The organism is Rhodococcus sp. 05-2254-6 (assembly GCF_002258565.1).
GTDB lineage: Bacteria > Actinomycetota > Actinomycetes > Mycobacteriales > Mycobacteriaceae > Rhodococcoides.
Map to the genome: position 1 here is coordinate 1 of NZ_NOZF01000031.1, position 17,806 is coordinate 17,806.

At 63.5% G+C, this 17,806-nt stretch carries 29 protein-coding genes; 9 read left to right on the plus strand and 20 right to left on the minus strand.

The window, feature by feature from the left end; genetic code table 11:
* The 9 genes from CH256_RS03470 to infA form a co-directional block, all read right to left on the minus strand.
* A partial coding sequence (locus tag CH256_RS03470; protein ID WP_094668876.1) for an NADPH-dependent FMN reductase occupies window positions 1-502 on the minus strand: 502 nt, incomplete at its 3' end.
* 30 nt (window positions 503-532) lie between these two features.
* Window positions 533-1,429: a tRNA pseudouridine(38-40) synthase TruA gene (gene truA, locus CH256_RS03475; protein ID WP_094668877.1), complete on the minus strand. Its 897-nt coding sequence runs from the start codon at window positions 1,427-1,429 to the stop codon at window positions 533-535.
* Window positions 1,430-1,434: 5 nt separating this feature from the next.
* Window positions 1,435-2,022 carry a 50S ribosomal protein L17 gene (gene rplQ, locus CH256_RS03480; RefSeq protein ID WP_094668878.1) on the minus strand — a complete coding sequence of 196 codons (588 nt, stop codon included), beginning with the start codon at window positions 2,020-2,022 and terminating at the stop codon, window positions 1,435-1,437.
* Window positions 2,023-2,056: 34 nt separating this feature from the next.
* Window positions 2,057-3,121, minus strand: coding sequence for a DNA-directed RNA polymerase subunit alpha (locus CH256_RS03485; RefSeq protein ID WP_008718222.1), 1,065 nt, complete (start codon window positions 3,119-3,121; stop codon window positions 2,057-2,059).
* A gap of 99 nt (window positions 3,122-3,220) precedes the next feature.
* Complete coding sequence (rpsD, locus tag CH256_RS03490; protein WP_032397528.1) at window positions 3,221-3,826, minus strand: 30S ribosomal protein S4; 606 nt, start codon at window positions 3,824-3,826, stop codon at window positions 3,221-3,223.
* Window positions 3,827-3,847: 21 nt separating this feature from the next.
* Entirely contained in the window at window positions 3,848-4,261 is a 414-nt protein-coding gene (gene rpsK / locus CH256_RS03495; protein WP_027496331.1) for a 30S ribosomal protein S11, read from the minus strand.
* A complete protein-coding gene (gene rpsM, locus CH256_RS03500) occupies window positions 4,261-4,635 on the minus strand; it encodes a 30S ribosomal protein S13 (protein ID WP_008718227.1) in 375 nt (124 codons plus the stop codon). Before rpsM ends, rpsK begins: the two co-directional genes overlap by 1 nt.
* A 204-nt stretch (window positions 4,636-4,839) precedes the next feature.
* A complete protein-coding gene (gene rpmJ / locus CH256_RS03505; RefSeq protein ID WP_025347279.1) occupies window positions 4,840-4,953 on the minus strand; it encodes a 50S ribosomal protein L36 in 114 nt (37 codons plus the stop codon).
* A gap of 89 nt (window positions 4,954-5,042) precedes the next feature.
* On the minus strand, window positions 5,043-5,264 hold the full coding sequence (gene infA, locus CH256_RS03510) for a translation initiation factor IF-1 (RefSeq protein ID WP_005140011.1): 222 nt from the start codon (window positions 5,262-5,264) through the stop codon (window positions 5,043-5,045).
* A 348-nt stretch (window positions 5,265-5,612) separates the two neighbouring features.
* Between infA and CH256_RS03515 the strand changes: the two genes are divergently transcribed.
* Window positions 5,613-6,506 carry a glycosyltransferase gene (locus CH256_RS03515; RefSeq protein WP_179271987.1) on the plus strand — a complete coding sequence of 298 codons (894 nt, stop codon included), beginning with the start codon at window positions 5,613-5,615 and terminating at the stop codon, window positions 6,504-6,506.
* 18 nt (window positions 6,507-6,524) lie between these two features.
* On the opposite strand, the gene map is transcribed toward CH256_RS03515, so the two are convergent.
* The 9 genes from map to rpsH form a co-directional block, all read right to left on the minus strand.
* Window positions 6,525-7,322 carry a type I methionyl aminopeptidase gene (gene map / locus CH256_RS03520; protein WP_032397529.1) on the minus strand — a complete coding sequence of 266 codons (798 nt, stop codon included), beginning with the start codon at window positions 7,320-7,322 and terminating at the stop codon, window positions 6,525-6,527.
* Window positions 7,322-7,876, minus strand: coding sequence for an adenylate kinase (locus CH256_RS03525; protein WP_094639134.1), 555 nt, complete (start codon window positions 7,874-7,876; stop codon window positions 7,322-7,324). The genes map and CH256_RS03525 overlap by 1 nt, the downstream gene beginning before the upstream one ends.
* Window positions 7,873-9,195, minus strand: a complete 1,323-nt coding sequence (gene secY / locus CH256_RS03530) for a preprotein translocase subunit SecY (RefSeq protein ID WP_094668880.1) — start codon at window positions 9,193-9,195, stop codon at window positions 7,873-7,875. Before secY ends, CH256_RS03525 begins: the two co-directional genes overlap by 4 nt.
* A gap of 315 nt (window positions 9,196-9,510) precedes the next feature.
* On the minus strand, window positions 9,511-9,954 hold the full coding sequence (rplO, locus tag CH256_RS03535; RefSeq protein ID WP_032397532.1) for a 50S ribosomal protein L15: 444 nt from the start codon (window positions 9,952-9,954) through the stop codon (window positions 9,511-9,513).
* Between the two features lie 2 nt (window positions 9,955-9,956).
* Window positions 9,957-10,136, minus strand: coding sequence for a 50S ribosomal protein L30 (rpmD, locus tag CH256_RS03540; RefSeq protein WP_008718256.1), 180 nt, complete (start codon window positions 10,134-10,136; stop codon window positions 9,957-9,959).
* On the minus strand, window positions 10,136-10,807 hold the full coding sequence (gene rpsE / locus CH256_RS03545; protein ID WP_032397534.1) for a 30S ribosomal protein S5: 672 nt from the start codon (window positions 10,805-10,807) through the stop codon (window positions 10,136-10,138). Before rpsE ends, rpmD begins: the two co-directional genes overlap by 1 nt.
* A 34-nt stretch (window positions 10,808-10,841) precedes the next feature.
* Entirely contained in the window at window positions 10,842-11,258 is a 417-nt protein-coding gene (gene rplR / locus CH256_RS03550; protein WP_032365631.1) for a 50S ribosomal protein L18, read from the minus strand.
* A 1-nt stretch (window position 11,259) separates the two neighbouring features.
* A complete protein-coding gene (gene rplF / locus CH256_RS03555; protein ID WP_032397535.1) occupies window positions 11,260-11,799 on the minus strand; it encodes a 50S ribosomal protein L6 in 540 nt (179 codons plus the stop codon).
* Window positions 11,800-11,813: 14 nt separating this feature from the next.
* Window positions 11,814-12,212, minus strand: a complete 399-nt coding sequence (gene rpsH / locus CH256_RS03560) for a 30S ribosomal protein S8 (protein ID WP_008718266.1) — start codon at window positions 12,210-12,212, stop codon at window positions 11,814-11,816.
* Between the two features lie 481 nt (window positions 12,213-12,693).
* Between rpsH and CH256_RS27935 the strand changes: the two genes are divergently transcribed.
* From CH256_RS27935 to CH256_RS03595, 8 genes are all read left to right on the plus strand, one after another.
* Window positions 12,694-13,026: a WXG100 family type VII secretion target gene (locus CH256_RS27935; protein ID WP_179271988.1), complete on the plus strand. Its 333-nt coding sequence runs from the start codon at window positions 12,694-12,696 to the stop codon at window positions 13,024-13,026.
* Window positions 13,023-13,313, plus strand: coding sequence for a WXG100 family type VII secretion target (locus tag CH256_RS03570; protein WP_094668882.1), 291 nt, complete (start codon window positions 13,023-13,025; stop codon window positions 13,311-13,313). Before CH256_RS27935 ends, CH256_RS03570 begins: the two co-directional genes overlap by 4 nt.
* Entirely contained in the window at window positions 13,313-13,711 is a 399-nt protein-coding gene (locus CH256_RS03575) for a hypothetical protein (RefSeq protein WP_143536510.1), read from the plus strand. Before CH256_RS03570 ends, CH256_RS03575 begins: the two co-directional genes overlap by 1 nt.
* The gene (locus CH256_RS28440) at window positions 13,711-14,370 is read left to right on the plus strand and encodes a WXG100-like domain-containing protein (RefSeq protein WP_441344177.1); all 660 of its coding nucleotides are present in this window, start codon (window positions 13,711-13,713) and stop codon (window positions 14,368-14,370) included. The genes CH256_RS03575 and CH256_RS28440 overlap by 1 nt, the downstream gene beginning before the upstream one ends.
* A 13-nt stretch (window positions 14,371-14,383) precedes the next feature.
* Window positions 14,384-14,515, plus strand: a complete 132-nt coding sequence (locus CH256_RS28445) for a colicin E3/pyocin S6 family cytotoxin (RefSeq protein ID WP_256989347.1) — start codon at window positions 14,384-14,386, stop codon at window positions 14,513-14,515.
* Between the two features lie 107 nt (window positions 14,516-14,622).
* Window positions 14,623-14,862 (plus strand): DUF7683 domain-containing protein, encoded by a 240-nt coding sequence (locus tag CH256_RS27560; protein ID WP_094639131.1) that lies wholly within the window; start codon window positions 14,623-14,625, stop codon window positions 14,860-14,862.
* A 314-nt stretch (window positions 14,863-15,176) separates the two neighbouring features.
* Window positions 15,177-16,544, plus strand: coding sequence for a glutamine synthetase family protein (locus CH256_RS03590; RefSeq protein WP_094668885.1), 1,368 nt, complete (start codon window positions 15,177-15,179; stop codon window positions 16,542-16,544).
* A 1-nt stretch (window position 16,545) separates the two neighbouring features.
* On the plus strand, window positions 16,546-17,244 hold the full coding sequence (locus CH256_RS03595; RefSeq protein ID WP_094668886.1) for a DUF6885 family protein: 699 nt from the start codon (window positions 16,546-16,548) through the stop codon (window positions 17,242-17,244).
* A gap of 93 nt (window positions 17,245-17,337) precedes the next feature.
* On the opposite strand, the gene CH256_RS03600 is transcribed toward CH256_RS03595, so the two are convergent.
* Window positions 17,338-17,523 carry a type Z 30S ribosomal protein S14 gene (locus CH256_RS03600; protein WP_008718273.1) on the minus strand — a complete coding sequence of 62 codons (186 nt, stop codon included), beginning with the start codon at window positions 17,521-17,523 and terminating at the stop codon, window positions 17,338-17,340.
* A gap of 4 nt (window positions 17,524-17,527) precedes the next feature.
* The coding region (gene rpl5, locus CH256_RS03605) for a large ribosomal subunit protein uL5 (RefSeq protein WP_441344176.1) at window positions 17,528-17,806 on the minus strand (279 nt) is incomplete at its 5' end.

Here is a 17,806-nt window from a genome sequence, read left to right on the forward strand (position 1 = left end):
CCAGCTGATCGAGAAGACGCCCCAGAGCGTCGACGGCCGCGGCATCGTCGATCCGTCCCGACTCGTCGAACCGCTTACGCACCCGGTGCAGCGACACGGCATCTCGGACCGAGACCATGTGCAATTCGGCAGTGATCTGCCGCAGCTGTTCGGTCGCTCGAATCCCACCGCCCAGCCCGCCGTAGGAGACGAATCCCACCGGCTTGCCACGCCACTCGTACTTCACCGTGTCGAGCGCAGTCTTCAACGCACCGGGTACGCCGTGGTTGTACTCGGGAGTGACGAACACGAAGGCGTCGGCCGCATCGATGATCCCGGTGAAGCGTTCGGAGTCCTCGCTCGGAACGAGAGAGTTCGGTAACTCGAAATCGGCCAGGTCGACGTCCACCACCTCGACGGTGGTGCGTTCGGCGGCAACACCTCGAACCCAGGCCGCGACGGTCGGTCCCACTCGACCGGCACGCACACTACCGACGACGATGGCGAGCTGTATCGGCTGCATCGCTCCGACACTAGACCCGGTGACGCTCGGTCAGCCCTCTCCCCCACAGCAACGGTCATCGGTGATCGCCGTGCGCACTTCTCGGGTGGCCGCGTTCCGGGCAGCCAGCTCGTCGGCCGGCGGGTAGTCGACACGAACCAAAGACAGGCCGTGCGCCGGAGCCACCGCCACCTCGCTCGCCCGCTCGCGGCGAGTCAACAGCGACCGCGCCCAGTCGGGAGTTCGGCGTCCTTCGCCCACGGCCTGCATGGCACCGACGAGGCTACGGACCATCGACCAGCAGAATGCGTCGGCGCTGACGTATGCGGTGAGACGATCGCCGTCGCGCTCCCAGTCGAAGCGCTGCAGTTCCCGAACGGTGGTGGCACCGTCACGTCGCTTGCAGAACGCGGCGAAATCGTGCAGACCGATCAATCCCGCGGATGCCTCACGCATCGCACCCAGATCGATGGGCCTGGGCCAGGAGACGACACCGGCGACATCGAGGGGGTCGACACCGTAGAGCGCAGTGCCGAAACGATATTCGTAGTGCCTGCGGTATGCCGAGAATCGAGCGTCGAAATCCCGGGAGACGGCGGTGATGGCCCGTACTCGAACATCGGTGGGCAGAAACCGGGCCATTCGGCGGACCAGTTGGTCGTGATCGTCGGGAACGTCGACGGCGTCGAAGTGCGCCACCTGTCCCGTTGCGTGGACTCCCGCGTCGGTTCGTCCCGCCACGGTCAGCTCTATCGATTGCCGCAGCACCGTGGAGAAGGCTTCTTCGAGCACTCCGCAGACGGTGCGGATACCCGGTTGGCGCGCCCACCCGGAGAAGCTCGTGCCGTCGTACGAGATGTCGAGCCGAAATCTGGTGGGGACCGACAAAGCGGGCCCGCCTTCCCCTGGGGGAATGGCGGGCCCGCTTCGATCGTGCGCGGAGCTCAAAAGGACTAGTCCTTCTTGGCTTCCTCGGCCTCGGGGGCGTCCGACGCGTGTGCGTCGTTGTCCTCGATGCCGTCGATGACTGCGTCGGCGTTGGCAACCTCGGCTTCGGTCGCGTCGGCTTCGACAGCCTCGACGACGTTCTCGTCGGTCGCGTCCTCGGCCGGAGCCTCGGTTGCGGCGGGAGCAGCCTGCGAAGCCTTCACGCGGCGAGCGCGATCGGCTTCGTTGGACACCGTCTGCTCGTTGACGAGCTCGATGATGGCCATCGGCGAGTTGTCACCCTTGCGGGGGACGGTCTTGATGATGCGCGTGTAGCCACCGTCGCGATCGGCGAAGAAAGGCCCGATCTCGGCGAACAGCTTGTGCACGACATCTTTGTTGTTGATCGTCTTGAGAACCTCACGACGATGCGCCAGATCACCCTTTTTCGCATGGGTGACGAGCTTCTCGGCGTGGGGACGAAGGCGCTTGGCCTTCGACTCGGTGGTGGTGATGCGGCCGTGCTCGAAGAGTGACGTCGCCAGGTTGGCCAGGATGGCCTTCTGGTGCGACGCCGACCCGCCGAGACGGCGGCCCTTGGTGGGCTTGGGCATGATGAATCTCCTAGTAAGAGCTCCAGCGAGCTGATTACAGCTGTTCTGTCTCGGCGTAGTCCTGCTCGGCACCTTCGGTGTCGCTGAAGGAGCCGGCGTCGGTGTCACTCCACGTGCCCGTGGTGGCGTCGTAGCCAGGCACGGTGCTCGGATCGAACGACGCGGGGCTGTCCTTGAGGGAGAGGCCGAGCGAATGCAGCTTGACCTTCACCTCGTCGATGGACTTCTGCCCGAAGTTACGGATGTCGAGCAGATCGGACTCGGTACGACCAACCAACTCGCCGACGGTGTGAACACCCTCGCGCTTGAGGCAGTTGTAGGACCGGACGGTGAGGTCCAGATCCTCGATGGGGAGTCCGAAGGAAGCAATGTGATCGGCCTCGGCGGGCGAGGGTCCGATCTCGATGCCTTCTGCTTCGACGTTCAGCTCACGGGCGAGGCCGAAGAGCTCAACCAGGGTCTTGCCCGCCGAAGCGAGCGCGTCCCGCGCGGTGATGGAATTCTTGGTTTCCACGTCGAGAACGAGCCGATCGAAGTCGGTGCGCTGTTCGACGCGGGTGGCCTCCACCTTGTAGGTGACCTTGAGCACGGGTGAGTAGATCGAGTCGACCGGAATACGGCCGATCTCGGCACCCGAAGCCTTGTTCTGAACGGCGGGGACGTAGCCGCGACCGCGCTCGACTACGAGCTCGATCTCCAACTTGCCCTTGTCGTTCAGGGTCGCGATGTGCAGATCGGGGTTGTTCACCGTGACGCCGGCCGGAGGCACGATGTCGCCTGCGGTCACAGCGCCGGGGCCCTGCTTGCGGACGTACATGGTGACCGGTTCGTCTTCTTCGGAGCTCACCACGAGGCCCTTGAGGTTCAGGATGATGTCGGTGACATCTTCCTTGACTCCGGGGACGGTGGTGAATTCGTGGAGGACGCCGTCGATACGGATGCTGGTGACAGCAGCGCCGGGGATCGACGACAGCAGGGTGCGGCGGAGCGAGTTGCCGAGTGTGTAACCGAAGCCGGGCTCGAGCGGCTCGATGACGAATTTCGAGCGGTTGTCGGCGATGACCTCTTCGGTCAGCGTCGGGCGCTGTGAAATGAGCATTGTGTGTTCCTCCTGTACGGGCGTCCGCTATTTGACGCCCACGTGTGGAGGCGAAGACGCATGTGAGCCTCACGGGGAGACTCACATGCGTCCTGCGCCTTACTTCGAGTAGTACTCGACGATGAGCTGCTCCTGGAGCGGCACGTCGATCTGTGCGCGCTCCGGCAACCGGTGCACCAGGATGCGAAGACGGTTGGGAACGACCTGCAGCCACGGGGCGACGGGACGGTCGCCGTAGCTTTCGCGGGCGATCTGGATCGGCAGAGTCTGTGCCGACTTCTCACGCACGTCGATGATGTCGTACTGCGAGACGCGGTAGCTGGGGATGTCGACGCGCTTGTTGTTCACCAGGAAGTGACCGTGCGTGACCAGCTGACGGGCCTGACGACGCGTACGTGCCAGTCCGGCACGGTAGACGACGTTGTCGAGACGACTCTCGAGGATGGTCAGCAGGTTCTCGCCGGTCTTGCCGACGGTCCTGTTGGCTTCCTTGTAGTACAGACGGAACTGCTTCTCCATGACGCCGTAGGTGAAGCGAGCCTTCTGCTTCTCCTGCAGCTGGAGCAGGTACTCGCTCTCCTTGATCCGCGCGCGGCCGTGCTGGCCGGGCGGGTAGGGACGACGCTCGAACGCTTGGTCGCCTCCGACGAGGTCGACGCGCAGACGACGCGACTTGCGGGTGATAGGGCCGGTATAACGTGCCATTTTCTAAACCTTTCCTTCCCGCTAGACCCGACGCCGCTTGGGCGGACGGCAGCCGTTGTGCGGCTGAGGGGTGACATCGGAGATGGTGCCGACCTCGAGGCCAGCGGCCTGAAGCGAGCGGATCGCGGTCTCACGGCCGGAGCCGGGACCCTTGACGAAGACGTCGACCTTCTTGACGCCGTGCTCCTGTGCCTTGCGCGCAGCGTTCTCGGCTGCGAGCTGTGCGGCGAACGGAGTCGACTTGCGCGAGCCCTTGAAGCCCACGTGTCCCGAGGACGCCCACGAGATGACGTTTCCGGCGGGGTCGGTGATCGACACGATCGTGTTGTTGAACGTGCTCTTGATGTGCGCAGATCCGTGCGGGACGTTCTTCTTGTCCCTGCGACGCGTCTTCTGCGCCTTCTTCGGACCGGTACCGCGTGCTTTGGGGGGCATTACTTCGCCTTCTTCTTGCCGGCAATGGTGCGCTTGGGTCCCTTACGGGTACGCGCATTGGTCTTGGTGCGCTGTCCACGGACGGGCAGACCACGACGGTGGCGAAGACCCTGGTAGCAGCCGATTTCGATCTTGCGACGGATGTCGGCCTGAACCTCGCGGCGCAGGTCGCCCTCGACCTTGAGGGACTCGTTGATGTAATCGCTGAGCTTGCGCAGATCGTCGTCGCCGAGATCCTTGCTTCGCAGGTCGGGGCTGACGCCCGTCGCTGTGAGGATTTCCTTGGAGCGGGTACGGCCGACGCCGTAGATGTAAGTCAGTGCGATCTCCATGCGCTTTTCGCGCGGCAGATCCACACCTGCGAGACGTGCCATGTGGCATTTCCTTTTCTTGTCCGGAGGTCTGCTCCCAGTCCGTCCCCTGTGTCCTTCTCACCGCTGGGGTGTGAAGCGTCTTTCAACAAACTCAGTGGGGCCCCGGCCTCCGTGCCGGGGGTATGCCGTGACGCGTGTGTCGCGGTTGGTGCTGGGAGGTCATCTTCTAGCTGTTGCCAAGCCGACGTGCGAAATGCTCGGTGGTTATCCCTGACGCTGCTTGTGACGCAGGTTGTCGCAGATCACCATGACGCGTCCGTTACGACGAATCACCTTGCACTTTTCGCAGATCTTCTTGACGCTCGGCTGAACCTTCACGTCGTTGATCTCCTGTGTGTAGCTCGGCCCCGCTGCGTGCAGTGGCCCCGAGCATGGTTCTCCCCGACCGGACGTGGCCGGGGAAGCTGTTACTTGTAGCGGTAAACGATGCGTCCACGCGTGAGGTCGTAGGGCGAAAGCTCCACCACGACGCGATCCTCGGGAAGGATGCGGATGTAGTGCTGACGCATCTTTCCGCTGATGTGAGCGAGAACCTTGTGGCCGTTTTCGAGCTCAATGCGAAACATCGCATTGGGCAGCGGTTCGACAACTCGGCCCTCTACCTCGATAGCACCGTCTTTCTTGGCCATATCCTCCGCGATCCTGGCTCTCACACCTGGTTGATTGCATCTGTTTCCGTTACCGTGATGCCCACTGACCGACCCGAATCAACGGGCCGACGTATCGCCGGAACGGTTCGCAGCCCACCAGGGCACGCGAACATCCGGTACGCAGGGCGCACCGTCGATCCATGCTACCGGGTAATGCACGTCTGGCCAAATGCGTCCAGTGTCCATACTCCAGGTCAACGTTTGCCCCAGTTCGATTTCCTGAGCTAACGTTCCGCCGGGCTGCATCACAGCCGCACAACCACTGGCCGTACCGACTGCGTTCGCAGCGGCGGCCGTGTCCGCGACGACGACTACAAGGCACCCCTCTTGAGATCAGACACGCGCGCCGGCGACCCGGTCGTATCCGTCATCATCCCAATTCACAACGCCAAGGACGTTCTCGACGATCAACTGCGAGCTCTCGCTCGACAGGACTACGAGCATCCGTTCACGGTGATCATCAGCGACAACGGCTCGACCGACGGCCTTCGCGAACACATCGACTGCCATCACCTTCGTGGCGCTCTGGACCTGAGATACGTCGATGCTGCGGGAACCCCGGGGGCATCGTTCGCACGCAACCGGGGTGCAGACGCCGCCCGCAGCGAATTGCTTGCATTCTGCGACGCGGACGACGCGGTGCACCCGAGCTGGCTCCGACGCATCGTTGCGCGCCTCGACGAGTACGACCTCGTGGGTACCGGCCTGGAGACGGAGACACTGAACTCCGTTGCCACGCGAGCATCGACGCCTTTCGCACCGCCCACGGATCAGGGCATGTCGACATTCCTGCCGTTCGTCATCGGTGCCAGCATGGCGTGCCGCAGATCGACCTACCGTCAGCTCGGCGGCATGCTCGAATACGTACACGCCAGCGAGGACATGGAATTCTCGTGGCGCGCACAGCACGCGGGCCGTCGGTTGCACTTCATCGCCGAACCACTGGTCTCGTACCGACTGCGCACCGGCCACCGGGAGAACTGGAAACAAGCAGGCGCTCTGGGATACGGATCGGCTCACGTGCGCGGCCTCTACCGAGTCCACGGCTGCCCGCCGTTCCGGGCCCGCTCGATCTACGTCGCCCTGCTGATGCTGGGCGTCCGGAACCCTCTGCTTCCGACTGCCGTGACCAGGATGCCCACTCGACTCTGGCTACGTCTGGTGGCCGCGCACCTCGGCCTGCTCCGTGGCGGGCGGCGCTACGGCTCGTTGGCCTGGTGACCCCGGCCGGGTCTGCCCCTAGCTGGGTCGCAGCGTCAGGATCCGCGGCCCGTCCTCGGTGACGGCAACGGTGTGTTCCCAGTGCGCGGACCGGGATCCGTCGGTCGTCACGACCGTCCACCCGTCGTCGAGGATGTCGGTGTCGTAGGTACCGAGAGTCAACATGGGCTCGATCGCGAGGGTGGATCCGACGACCAGCTCCGGCCCCTTGCCGGGGGCACCCTCGTTCGCGAGGAACGGGTCCATGTGCATTTCACGGCCGATTCCATGACCGCCGTATCCGTCGACGATTCCGTACTTGCGTCCGTGCGCCTGCTCGGCGGCATGGGTTCCGGATTCGATGGCGTGCGAGACGTCGGTGAGCCGGTTGCCGGGAAGCATCGCGGCGATGCCGGCTTCCATCGACAGCCTCGTCGCCTCACTGAGCATGGCGTCGGCTTCGATGATGTCGCCGACACCGAATGTCCATGCAGAGTCTCCGTGCCAACCGTCGAGAACCGCCCCACAGTCGATGGACACCAGATCGCCCGCGACCAAGAGCTCGTCTGCCGACGGAATGCCGTGCACCACACGGTCGTTCACCGACGAGCAGATACTGCCGGTGAAGCCGTGGTAACCGAGGAACGACGGCACGGCACCGGCGTCACGAATGACCGCCTCGGCCACTCGGTCGAGCTCGAGTGTCGAGACACCGGGTACCGCCGCTGCCCGGACGGCAACCAGAGCAGCGCCGACGACCGCGCCGGCCGCAGCCATGGCGTCGAGTTCACCTGCGCTGCGGAACGGCACGACCTTGCGTTTACGGCCGAACGCCATTACTTGCCGTGGTCCTCGATGGACTTCAGCGCGCGAGCGTTGACCTCGTCCACCTCACCGATCGCGTCGACCGTCACGAGTTGACCCTCGTAGTAGTCGAGCAGCGGCGCGGTCTCGTCCCGGTACACCTTGAGTCGGTTCCGGATGACGTCTTCCTTGTCGTCCTCGCGGCCACGCGAGAGCATGCGTTCGACGACGACGTCTTCGTCGACGGCGAAGGAGAGTACTGCGTCGAGCTCGGCGTTCAGATCCGCCAGGATGCCGACCAGCGCCTCGGCCTGACCCACCGAACGCGGGAAGCCGTCGAGCAGGAAGCCGTTCACCGCGTCGGGCTCGGCGAGGCGACTGCGGACCATGTCGATGGTCAGCTCACTGGGAACAAGGTCGCCTGCATCGAGGTACTTCTTCGCTTCGAGTCCGAGCGCCGTCTTCTCACCGATGTTCGCGCGAAACAGGTCGCCGGTGGAGATGTGCGGAACGCCCAGCTTCTCGGACAGGAGGACGGCCTGGGTGCCTTTGCCGGCACCGGGCGGACCGAGCAGAACAAGTCTCACTTGAGGAACCCTTCGTAGTTACGCTGCATCAGCTGGCTTTCGATTTGCTTCACGGTATCCAAGCCCACGCTGACCATGATCAGAACGGCGGTGCCGCCGAACGGGAGGTTCTGTCCTCCACCCGAACTTCCGATGTCGAGGAACAGGTTCGGGAGCACGGCAATGGTGCCCAGGTAGACCGCACCCGGCAACGTGATGCGACTGAGGACGTAGTTCAGATAGTCGGCGGTCGGCTTGCCCGGACGGATGCCCGGGATGAACCCGCCGAACTTCTTCATTTCGTCGGCGCGCTCTTCGGGGTTGAACGTGATCGCCACGTAGAAGTACGTGAAGAAGACGATCAGACCGAAGAAGATCGCGATGTACACCGGGTTTGCGGGGTTCACCAGGTACTCGTTGATGATGCGCTGCCACCAACTCGGATCGACCGCGGTGCTCGCCGAGGTGAGCTGGGCGATGAGGTTCGGCAGGTAGAGCAGCGAGGACGCGAAGATCACCGGGATGACGCCGGCCTGGTTGACCTTGAGCGGAAGGTACGTGGACGAGCCGCCGTACATCTTTCGACCGACCATGCGCTTGGCGTACTGGACGGGAATTCGGCGCTGACCCTGCTCGACGAAGACCACACCGGTGATGATCAGGAACGCTGCGAAACAGACGAAACCGAACACCAATCCGCCGCGGCTCTCGAGGATCGAGTTGCCCTCGGACGGGATACGCGAGGCGATTCCGGCGAAGATGAGCAGCGACATGCCGTTGCCAACGCCGCGCTCGGTGATGACCTCACCGAACCACATGACGACGGCTGCACCGGCGGTCATGACGAGCACGATGATGACGAGGCCGAAGATGGATTGGTCGGCGATGATGTCCTGCTGGCAGCCCTGAAGCAGCTGGCCGCGCGAAGCGAGTGCCACCAGGCCGGTCGCCTGCAGGACGGCCAAGGCGATCGACAGATAACGCGTGTACTGCGTCATCTTGGCCTGCCCGGACTGGCCCTCCTTGCGGAGTTCCTCGAACTTCGGGATGACGACGGTGAGCAGCTGCACGATGATGCTGGCGGTGATGTACGGCATGATGCCGATCGCGAACACCGAGAGCTGTAGGAGCGCTCCACCGGAGAACAGGTTGATCAACGAGTAGATGCCCGCCGAGTCTCCACCGGAGACCTGGTCGATGCATGCTCGGACATTGGCGTAGTCGACACCCGGCGACGGCAGCGTGGCACCGAAGCGATACAGGGCGACGAGACCGAGCGTGAAGAGGATCTTCCGTCTCAGGTCAGGAGTCCTGAGGGCCGACACGAAGGCGGAAAGCAAAGATCCTCCTGGCACGACTGCATTGACGCTGCGAGTACTTCGCCGGGAGCGCAACTGGTGCTCCCGTGAGCCTCACAAGCATGGACTGCGAGCGACATGGGTCGCCCGCATCGAAACGAACTTCTGTGAACTCTAGAACTCTAACAGTGCGTATCGAACCGCCCGACGGTCAGTGTTGGACCCCGTCCGTTCGGTCGACCACGGCACGTGGTGCCGAGGCAACGATGGCCGCAGCTCAGCTGCGAGAGCTGTGGCTGCGGCCATCGTCACGAACTGCTGGTCGATGCGCTGCTACTCAGCACATCGAACCGATGCTCATACCTCGGTTGCAGAACCGCCGGCAGCGGCGATCTTTTCCTTGGCGGAGCCCGTGAACTTGTTGGCCGAGATCTCGACCTTCACGGTCAGGTTTCCGTCGCCGAGAACCTTGACGGGCTCGTTCTTGCGAACGGCGCCCTTGGCGATGAGCTCGGGGATACCGATCTGACCGCCCTCGGGGAACAAACGCTCGATGTCGCGCAGGTTCACGACCTGGAACACGACACGGTTGCGGTTGGTGAAGCCCTTGAGCTTCGGGAGCCGCATGTGAAGGGGCATCTGGCCACCCTCGAAGCGTGCCGGCACGTTCTTGCGTGCGCCGGTTCCCTTGGTACCGCGACCTGCGGTCTTGCCACGCTTGCCACCTTCACCACGGCCGACGCGAATCTTCGTCGACTTGGATCCGGCTGCGGGGCGCAGGTGGTGCAGTTTGATGGTCATGGTTAGACCTCCTCAACAGTTACGAGGTGGCGCACCGTGTTGACCAGTCCGCGGTTCTGCGGGTTGTCCTCGCGGACGACCGTCTGGCGGATGCCCTTGAGCCCGAGAGTACGCAGGCTGTCACGCTGGTTCGCCTTCTGGCCGATGGTGCTCTTGATCTGGGTGACCTTCAGCTGAGCCATTACTTCACCGCTCCTGCCTGTGCGCGTGCGCGCAGCATTCCGGCGGGTGCAACCTCTTCGAGGGTCAGGCCGCGGCGAGCCGCAACTTCCTCGGGACGCTGCAGACCCTTGAGGGCTGCGACGGTCGCGTGCACGACGTTGATGGCGTTGTCGCTACCGAGCGACTTCGACAGCACGTCGTGGACACCGGCGCACTCCAGCACGGCACGCACAGCGCCACCGGCGATGACGCCGGTACCGGCGCTGGCCGGACGCAACATGACGACGCCGGCTGCGGCTTCGCCCTGGATGGGGTGCGTGATGGTGCCGGCGATCATCGGGACGCGGAAGAAGCTCTTGCGAGCCTCCTCGACACCCTTCTGGATGGCCGCGGGAACTTCCTTGGCCTTGCCGTAGCCGACGCCGACCAGTCCGTTGCCGTCACCGACGATGACGAGGGCGGTGAAGCTGAAGCGTCGACCACCCTTGACCACCTTGGAGACGCGGTTGATCGTGACGACCTTCTCGATGAAGTTCGACTTGTCCGCAGCGTTGCCGCCACGGCCGTTGTCACGACGGTCACGACCGCCACCGCGGTTGTCGCCGCGCTGGTTGTTGTCGCCACCTGCGTTGGGGCCACTGTTCTGTCCGGCGGGGCCGCTTCCGCCGTCACGCCGTTGACGTCCCGGCATCAGGCTGTCCTTCCGTTGTCAGTCATTGTCATCATCAGAACGTCAACCCGCCTTCACGGGCTGCGTCTGCGAGTGCCGCGATGCGGCCGCTGTAGTTGTTGCCGCCGCGGTCGAACACGACTGCCTCGACGCCGGCTGCCTTCGCGCGGCTGGCGATGAGCTCGCCGACCTTCGCGCTGACGGCCTTCTTGTCGCCCTCGAGGGCGCGCACATCTGCTTCGATGCTCGACGCGCTGGCCAGCGTGTGGCCGGCGAGGTCGTCGATCAACTGCACGTGGATGTGACGCGAGGACCGGTTGACGACCAAGCGGGGACGCTCGGGCGTGCCGGAGATCTTCTTGCGAAGGCGGAAGTGACGACGTGCCTTCGACAGGCGACGCTTCGTCGAGACGTCGGTGCCACGCGGAGTGCGCTTGACGACGTTCGCCTTGTCTGCTGTTTGCTGGCTCATATCACTTACCCGTCTTTCCGACCTTGCGGCGGATCACTTCACCCTCGTAGCGGATGCCCTTGCCCTTGTACGGGTCCGGACGCCGCAGACGACGAATGTTGGCAGAGATCTGACCGACCTTCTGCTTGTCGATGCCGACAACGGTGAATCGCGTGGGCGACTCGACCGTGAACGTGATGCCCTCGGGTGCTTCGATCAGCACGGGATGGCTGTAACCGAGTGCGAACTCGAGGTCTTTGCCCTTGAGTACGACGCGGTAACCGACGCCGTGAATCTCCATCTTGTTGGTGTAACCGTTGGTGACACCGGTGATGAGGTTCGCGACGAGAGTGCGCGAAAGTCCGTGCAGTGCACGGCTCTTGCGCTCGTCATCGGGCCGGGTGACGGCGATGGTGCCGTCGTCGGCGCGAGCGATCTGGATGGGCTCGGCGACCGTCAGGCTCAGGGCACCCTTGGGACCCTTGACCGCAACGTTCTGGCCGTCGATGGTGATATCGACTCCAGCGGGGACCGGTACCGGCAATTTTCCAATACGTGACATGGTGGTGGCCTCCCCTACCAGACGTAGGCGAGGACTTCTCCGCCCACACCCTGCTTGGCCGCCTGACGCTCCGTGAGCAAACCTGTGGACGTGGAGATGATCGCCACGCCCAGGCCGCCGAGAACCTTGGGCAGATTGGTGGATTTTGCGTACACCCGGAGACCGGGCTTGGAGACGCGTCGCACGCCGGCGAGGCTGCGCTCACGGCTCGGGCCGTACTTCAGATCGACGATGAGGGTCTTGCCCACCTCGGCGTCTTCCGTGCGGTAATCGGAGATGTAGCCCTCGCGCTTGAGGATCTCGGCGATGTTCGCCTTGAGCTTCGAGTGGGGAAGCTTCACCTCGTCGTGGTACGCCGAATTGGCGTTGCGCAGACGGGTCAAGAAGTCTGCAATTGGATCGGTCATCGTCATGGTGTGACCTGTGCACCTTTCTCGCAGCGGTTCCCATGCAGCACGCGCGAGCTGGTGCCCCTGGATTCTCGAGAACCCGGCGGGCCTGGCTCGTCACATCGTGGGCCTACAACGAAGTGAACATGTCCTGACCGACTGTTGCCGGTCAGGGGTTGCGCTCCAAGCAATGCATCGCTGCACTGCCAGGTGTTTCGAGCTTCCGCATTTCGATGCTGACGTACGGAGAACTCGAGGTTGCGTTTCCATTGCAAGGACTCGCGTGCAGGCACGACGAAGCCCGGGCAACCGCTCTAGTGTAGGGAACCGGGTGCCGTTCTCAAAATCGGGCGTGGTAGCGCTCGACGAACACTATGCCGGATGGACGGGGCGGGTACGGCCGAGCCAGTCGGTTCGGTGCAGTAGTCTTCCGACATCATTTCATCGCTCCGGGGGGTTCGATGCGCACAACCGATTCTGTTGCCAGGACGGTCGACGTCCCACCATGGCCGGGTTCGTCCCGCACGACCCTGTGAAAGCCGATCCCGATCGGATCCGCCGTGCCTCTGCTCGGATGTCCGGCCTCGCCGACGTGTTGTGGGATGACATCGATCTCGTCCGTCTCGCCGCAGAGGAATTGCTGGAGACCTCCTGGACAGGCGCTGCGGCCGATTCCCATGCAGTTCTGTGGGCGGAGTGGGTCGATTCGGCTCGGAAGATATGCGGCGCGCTCACCGAGGACGCGTGGCTGCTCGATGGCATTGCGACCGAATATGCCGCATCGGACAACGTGATCGATGAACACGTGGTGGACTCCGGCCTTCGGTTGGACCGTTGACGGCGCGCTACGTCGCCGACGTCGAGCGAATTCTCGCTCTTGTCGCTCGCGCGCATGTAGTTGGAGCCACGATCGAATCCGCTATCGCCGATGTCGAGCGCGAGGTGAACGATCTCGGCATCGAATGGGAAGGCGAAGCAGCTGAGGCGCACCGCTCGAAGCACGAGCTGCTCCGGCAGGAACTGACAGATATGCGAACCGCGCTCGCCCAACTCGGCACGATGGCGCGATGCGCCCATGATCGCTATCGCGCAGCCGTGGACCACAACAAGCGAATGTGGCCCTGATGGCCCCGATCAGCGTCGACCCGGACATCCTTGCCGATGCGGCTTCCCAGTACGGCAGCGCCAAGACCATCTCGAGCGGCGCGATAGCGAAACTCGCCGCGGAACTCGACCGGAACTGGGGCTGCGCAGGCACCGACAACGCCGGAGAGTCCTGGGCAGACAGTTACGATTCCGCGGCATTCGACGCCGTTTCCACAGCAACCGACATCACGAATGCGTTCGGCAAACTTCATGATCTGCTTGCAGCAACCGGCGTCAACCACGCTAACGCAGAGAATGCGAACACCGTTCCGCCGACTCCGCCGCTGCCCGCTCCCCCACAACTTCCTCCTACGATTACACCGCGGTTCAACGGTTCCTACGGCGGCGACACCGACGCCCCGATGGGTGGGGGCTGATCACGCGATGGCTTCAGGGCCACATGTGGCCCAACGGTGATCCGGAGAAGTTGCGGGGTCTCGGAAGCGCGTGGCGCACCGCCGCCGAAGAGCTGAGACGAGCGAGCGACGCCACGAACTCCGCGTGGACCGACATGGAGGAACTTGCCTCCGACGAAGTGCCGCAGGCCCTCGCCCAAATGGACGGCGTCGACAGCGCTGCGCACAACGTCGCCGACCAGTTCGACACTCTCGCGAGCGCTTGCGGCGAATGGGCCTCGACCATTCAGGACGCTCACCAGAGCGTCATCGATATCGTGGGAACCGCCATCGTTGCCGGCACGATCGCCGGCGCAGTCGCCGGCTTCTTCACCCTCGGCGTGGGAACGGTCGCCGTTTACCGGCGCGACGGGCAGCGTCATCGCCGGAAGTGTCATCGCCGTCCTCACCGGAGTGGAAGCGGCGTCCGCAATTGCCGTCGGTGTCACCGTGGCAACCGGGGCGGCGGCTATCGGAATTGCGATGGACGTGCAACCGCTACTACAAGCAAGTCCGACGACCTTCAACGCAAACACTGGTGGGGGGAATTGGCACTACCATCCCGCGCCCCGGGGCGGTCTGCCAGGCTTTCCAAACGCCACACGGGGAAAACCGCTCAACCGCAGAACGCGGTGGACTGACGACAAAGGGAACATCTACGAATGGGATAGCCAACACGGCGCAGTCGAGAAATACAGCAAGAACGGCAAGCACTTGGGCGAATTCGATCCGAATACCGGAGCACAAACCAAGCCCCCAGATCCCACTAGAAAGCCTGGTCGATGACCAACCGAGGCCCGACATCTTGGTAACTCGAACCGGAGACGACGCCGGTTCACGACCGCTCGAGAATAAGGCAGCACGGTCTGACTACTACCAACAAGGAGAGGACAATGTGGTACTTGGAATCATACGATAACCAAACCGATTTGATCGCGGACAGCTATCCCCTGACTGCTATCACCGGAGACGAAATCAGAGAACTGATTGACGTCGATGAAAGTGAACTTCCACTAGAAATGGGACCGTACCCAGTCGCATTGGCCGACGTGCCGAAGTTCGCCAAGTACATCGAGGGCGATTTCAGAGTCAGCTCTGATAATGAATACTTCATCGGCTTGTTCACCGACTGAGGACTGAAAACCGGCTCGAAATTCACGTGCTCGGGAACATGACTGTCGACAACCAGTAACTGTCATTCCGCACCTGACATCACAACGCGCCCTGACACGGTCCGGAGGTTCAGATGCAGGCCTCGGGCACGCTTCAACCCTGTTCCAATGTCGTCCGTGAGACTCACCGCCGCCTCGACGTCGCCCTGGGCTCAACTGCAGGGACGATGAAACGCGGGCATCCGCTCGGTTCTGCAAACGCTCAGCCCAGCCATTTCGCAACCCGCAGGTCCAGTTGAATACCCGGACTCCGACTTCTTCGCTAACGTCGGACCATGACGGACTCGAAGGCAGTCGACATCGACCACCTCACTCACACTCTGCGCGACCGCAACATCGCCGGGGTCACCATCGGCTGGGTCGACAACAACGGCATCGTCCGATCACGCACCGTGCCCACCGCGGAATTGACGGCAGTCGCGCGACGCGGAGTAGGAGTCACCGCGGTGTTCGCGGTGTTCGATTCGCACGACGGGATCACGTTCGCCCACGATGGACTGTCGACGCCGTCCGGCGATGTGCGGTTGATTCCGGTGATCGACAACGCGTCGAGCGTGGTCGCGCTCGCCGGCCAACCGGGGCTTGCCTGGGCACACGGCCGGCAGCTCTCGGCGGACGGCTCTCCCTGGCCCTACGATCAACGCGCGGTTCTCGAGCGTCAGGTGCAGAAGGCGTCCGATGCCGGATTCGAGGTGCGGGCGGGATTCGAGATCGAGTTCGCGCTTACTCGCGAATCGGACGGCCTGTCCGCTCATCGCGGACCTGCCTACTCCGCGAACGCAGTACGCGATGTCGACGAATTCGTCGTGCTGCTGCTCAACGCGCTTGCCGCGAACGGTCTGAATATCGGCCAGATTCACGCCGAGTACGGCGCTTCCCAGATCGAGATCGCGCTCAGTCCACTCGATCCACTCGCCGCGGCCGATTCGCAGATCCTCGCGCGGCAGACCATCCACTCAGCGGCACGCGCTCTGGGTCTGCGGGCCAGCTTCGCTCCCCTGCCGTCGTCGAGCAGTGCAGGCAATGGTTGGCATCTGCACACGTCGCTGGTCCGCAACGGTCGGAACGCACTTACCGGCGACGGAGAGCACGGATTGTCCGACACGGGCCGGTCCTACATCGCCGGCCTGGTTCGAGAACTGCCGGGACTCACGGCAATCACGGCACCGAGTTCGGGGTCCTTGCTGCGCCGTCGACCCGGCTATTGGGCCGGTGCCTTCGGATTTTGGGGCGTCGAAAACCGGGAGGCTGCAGTTCGACTCGTGCCTGCCACTCCCCTTCTCGGCCCGGAACACACCAACGTCGAGTTGAAGGCATGCGACGCGTCCGCCAATCCGTATCTGGCGCTGGCCGTCACGATCGCGGCCGGCCTGTCGGGTGTGGCAGATGGCGCGCAGTTGCCGCCACCGGTTCAGGAAGATGTGGGCAGCTGGGATGAAGCCCGACGCGACGCCGCGGGCATCTCCCCACTCGCGACGACCCATGCTCAGCAGCGGGAGAACCTGCTGTCATCCGAACTCGTCGCGAACGTGTTGGGCGAGGATCTTCTGGGCGCGTTCGTTGCGTGCCGGGACGCCGATGCCGCGTGGGCAGAGAGTCACACCGAGGACGAACTGCTCGAATCGTTGCGCTGGATCTACTGAGATGCTGCGACGGTTCCCCGGCGCAGGTGCAATCGTGTCGGCACTCGATCGTGTTCTGCCGCAACCGGATCAACTGTGCGGACCGTTCTCGGCATCGGTAGCGTTGACCGCTGTTCTCGACGAAGACGCACCGGATGTGACGGCACTCGCGGTCGCATCGGGATCCGCGATCTGGCCGATCGAGGTCGAGTCGGCGCGTCCCCCTGGATCGCCACGGATCACCGACGGGTGGGATGGACTGCCGAGGGCCGCGTCGACCGACACAGCCGGGACCGCAGCAGCAGGTCTCGCGGAGGGTATCGCGACCGCGACCGACCACCGCGTTGCCGTGATTCCGATCAGGGGACCCGGTGCCGAGAGACTGCGCCTGCTACTTGCCCGCCTCGCGGACGCGCAGTTCCGATTCAGCCTGCTGGCGAATGTCCATACTGCAGAGTTGACCGAATTCGATTGGAACGTAGGGCATTTCGTGACCGTCTGGGGATTCGACCAAGCCGAGGACGGAGTAGCGATTGCCGACACCTATCGGGAACTCGGAGACCCGAATATGCCACCCGGATGTAGGACCGTCTCCACCGACGCCTTCGCGTCGGCGATGTCCGAACGTGGCCTGCTCATGATCGTCGAGAGCGATGATCACGATGCCGCACTTGCCCTGACCCGATCGCTCGATCTACGACACGACGTGTGGTCGGTATGAAGCTCCGGGCCTGAAAAACACGAAATGGGCGTGGGTTCCTCGAAAGGAACCCACGCCCATCAGCGTGGTGTGGTGAAGCCCGAGGGCCTCAGATCACCAGGAGCTCTTGCGAACTCCGGGAAGCTCTCCGGCGTGTGCCATCTCGCGCACGCAGATACGGCAGAGGCCGAACTTGCGGAACACGGAATGGGGACGGCCGCAGCGGTTGCAGCGAGTGTATGCACGCACCGCGAACTTCGGCTTCTTGTTGGCCTTGTTGACCAATGCCTTCTTCGCCATGGACTCAGTTCTCCTTGAACGGGAAGCCGAGGTGCTTGAGCAGCGCGCGGCCTTCTTCGTTGTTGGTTGCGGTGGTTACTACGGTGATGTCCATGCCGCGCGGACGGTCGATCTTGTCCACGTCGATCTCGTGGAACATCGACTGCTCGTTGAGGCCGAACGTGTAGTTTCCGTTGCCGTCGAACTGCGTGCCCGAGAGGCCGCGGAAGTCCCTGATTCGGGGAAGGGCAATGGAGACCAGACGGTCGAGGAACTCCCACATGCGGTCGCCACGGAGGGTGAC

Excerpts from the sequence above, each read along its gene's own strand:
- CH256_RS27935 (WP_179271988.1), top strand. The coding sequence starts at position 12,694 with ATGGCCGGGTTCGTCCCGCACGACCCTGTGAAAGCCGATCCCGATCGG.
- rpsE (WP_032397534.1), bottom strand. The coding sequence starts at position 10,807 with ATGCCGGGACGTCAACGGCGTGACGGCGGAAGCGGCCCCGCCGGACAG.
- rpmD (WP_008718256.1), bottom strand. The coding sequence starts at position 10,136 with ATGGCTCAGCTGAAGGTCACCCAGATCAAGAGCACCATCGGCCAGAAG.
- CH256_RS03485 (WP_008718222.1), bottom strand. The coding sequence starts at position 3,121 with ATGCTCATTTCACAGCGCCCGACGCTGACCGAAGAGGTCATCGCCGAC.
- rpsM (WP_008718227.1), bottom strand. The coding sequence starts at position 4,635 with ATGGCACGTCTCGCAGGTGTGGATCTGCCGCGCGAAAAGCGCATGGAG.
- rplQ (WP_094668878.1), bottom strand. The coding sequence starts at position 2,022 with ATGCCCAAGCCCACCAAGGGCCGCCGTCTCGGCGGGTCGGCGTCGCAC.
- rpsH (WP_008718266.1), bottom strand. The coding sequence starts at position 12,212 with ATGACGATGACCGATCCAATTGCAGACTTCTTGACCCGTCTGCGCAAC.
- rpsD (WP_032397528.1), bottom strand. The coding sequence starts at position 3,826 with ATGGCACGTTATACCGGCCCTATCACCCGCAAGTCGCGTCGTCTGCGC.
- rpsK (WP_027496331.1), bottom strand. The coding sequence starts at position 4,261 with ATGCCCCCCAAAGCACGCGGTACCGGTCCGAAGAAGGCGCAGAAGACG.
- CH256_RS03590 (WP_094668885.1), top strand. The coding sequence starts at position 15,177 with ATGACGGACTCGAAGGCAGTCGACATCGACCACCTCACTCACACTCTG.
- CH256_RS27560 (WP_094639131.1), top strand. The coding sequence starts at position 14,623 with ATGTGGTACTTGGAATCATACGATAACCAAACCGATTTGATCGCGGAC.
- CH256_RS03575 (WP_143536510.1), top strand. The coding sequence starts at position 13,313 with ATGGCCCCGATCAGCGTCGACCCGGACATCCTTGCCGATGCGGCTTCC.
- rplO (WP_032397532.1), bottom strand. The coding sequence starts at position 9,954 with ATGACCATCAAACTGCACCACCTGCGCCCCGCAGCCGGATCCAAGTCG.
- infA (WP_005140011.1), bottom strand. The coding sequence starts at position 5,264 with ATGGCCAAGAAAGACGGTGCTATCGAGGTAGAGGGCCGAGTTGTCGAA.
- rplR (WP_032365631.1), bottom strand. The coding sequence starts at position 11,258 with ATGAGCCAGCAAACAGCAGACAAGGCGAACGTCGTCAAGCGCACTCCG.
- rplF (WP_032397535.1), bottom strand. The coding sequence starts at position 11,799 with ATGTCACGTATTGGAAAATTGCCGGTACCGGTCCCCGCTGGAGTCGAT.
- CH256_RS03595 (WP_094668886.1), top strand. The coding sequence starts at position 16,546 with ATGCTGCGACGGTTCCCCGGCGCAGGTGCAATCGTGTCGGCACTCGAT.
- CH256_RS03600 (WP_008718273.1), bottom strand. The coding sequence starts at position 17,523 with ATGGCGAAGAAGGCATTGGTCAACAAGGCCAACAAGAAGCCGAAGTTC.
- map (WP_032397529.1), bottom strand. The coding sequence starts at position 7,322 with ATGGCGTTCGGCCGTAAACGCAAGGTCGTGCCGTTCCGCAGCGCAGGT.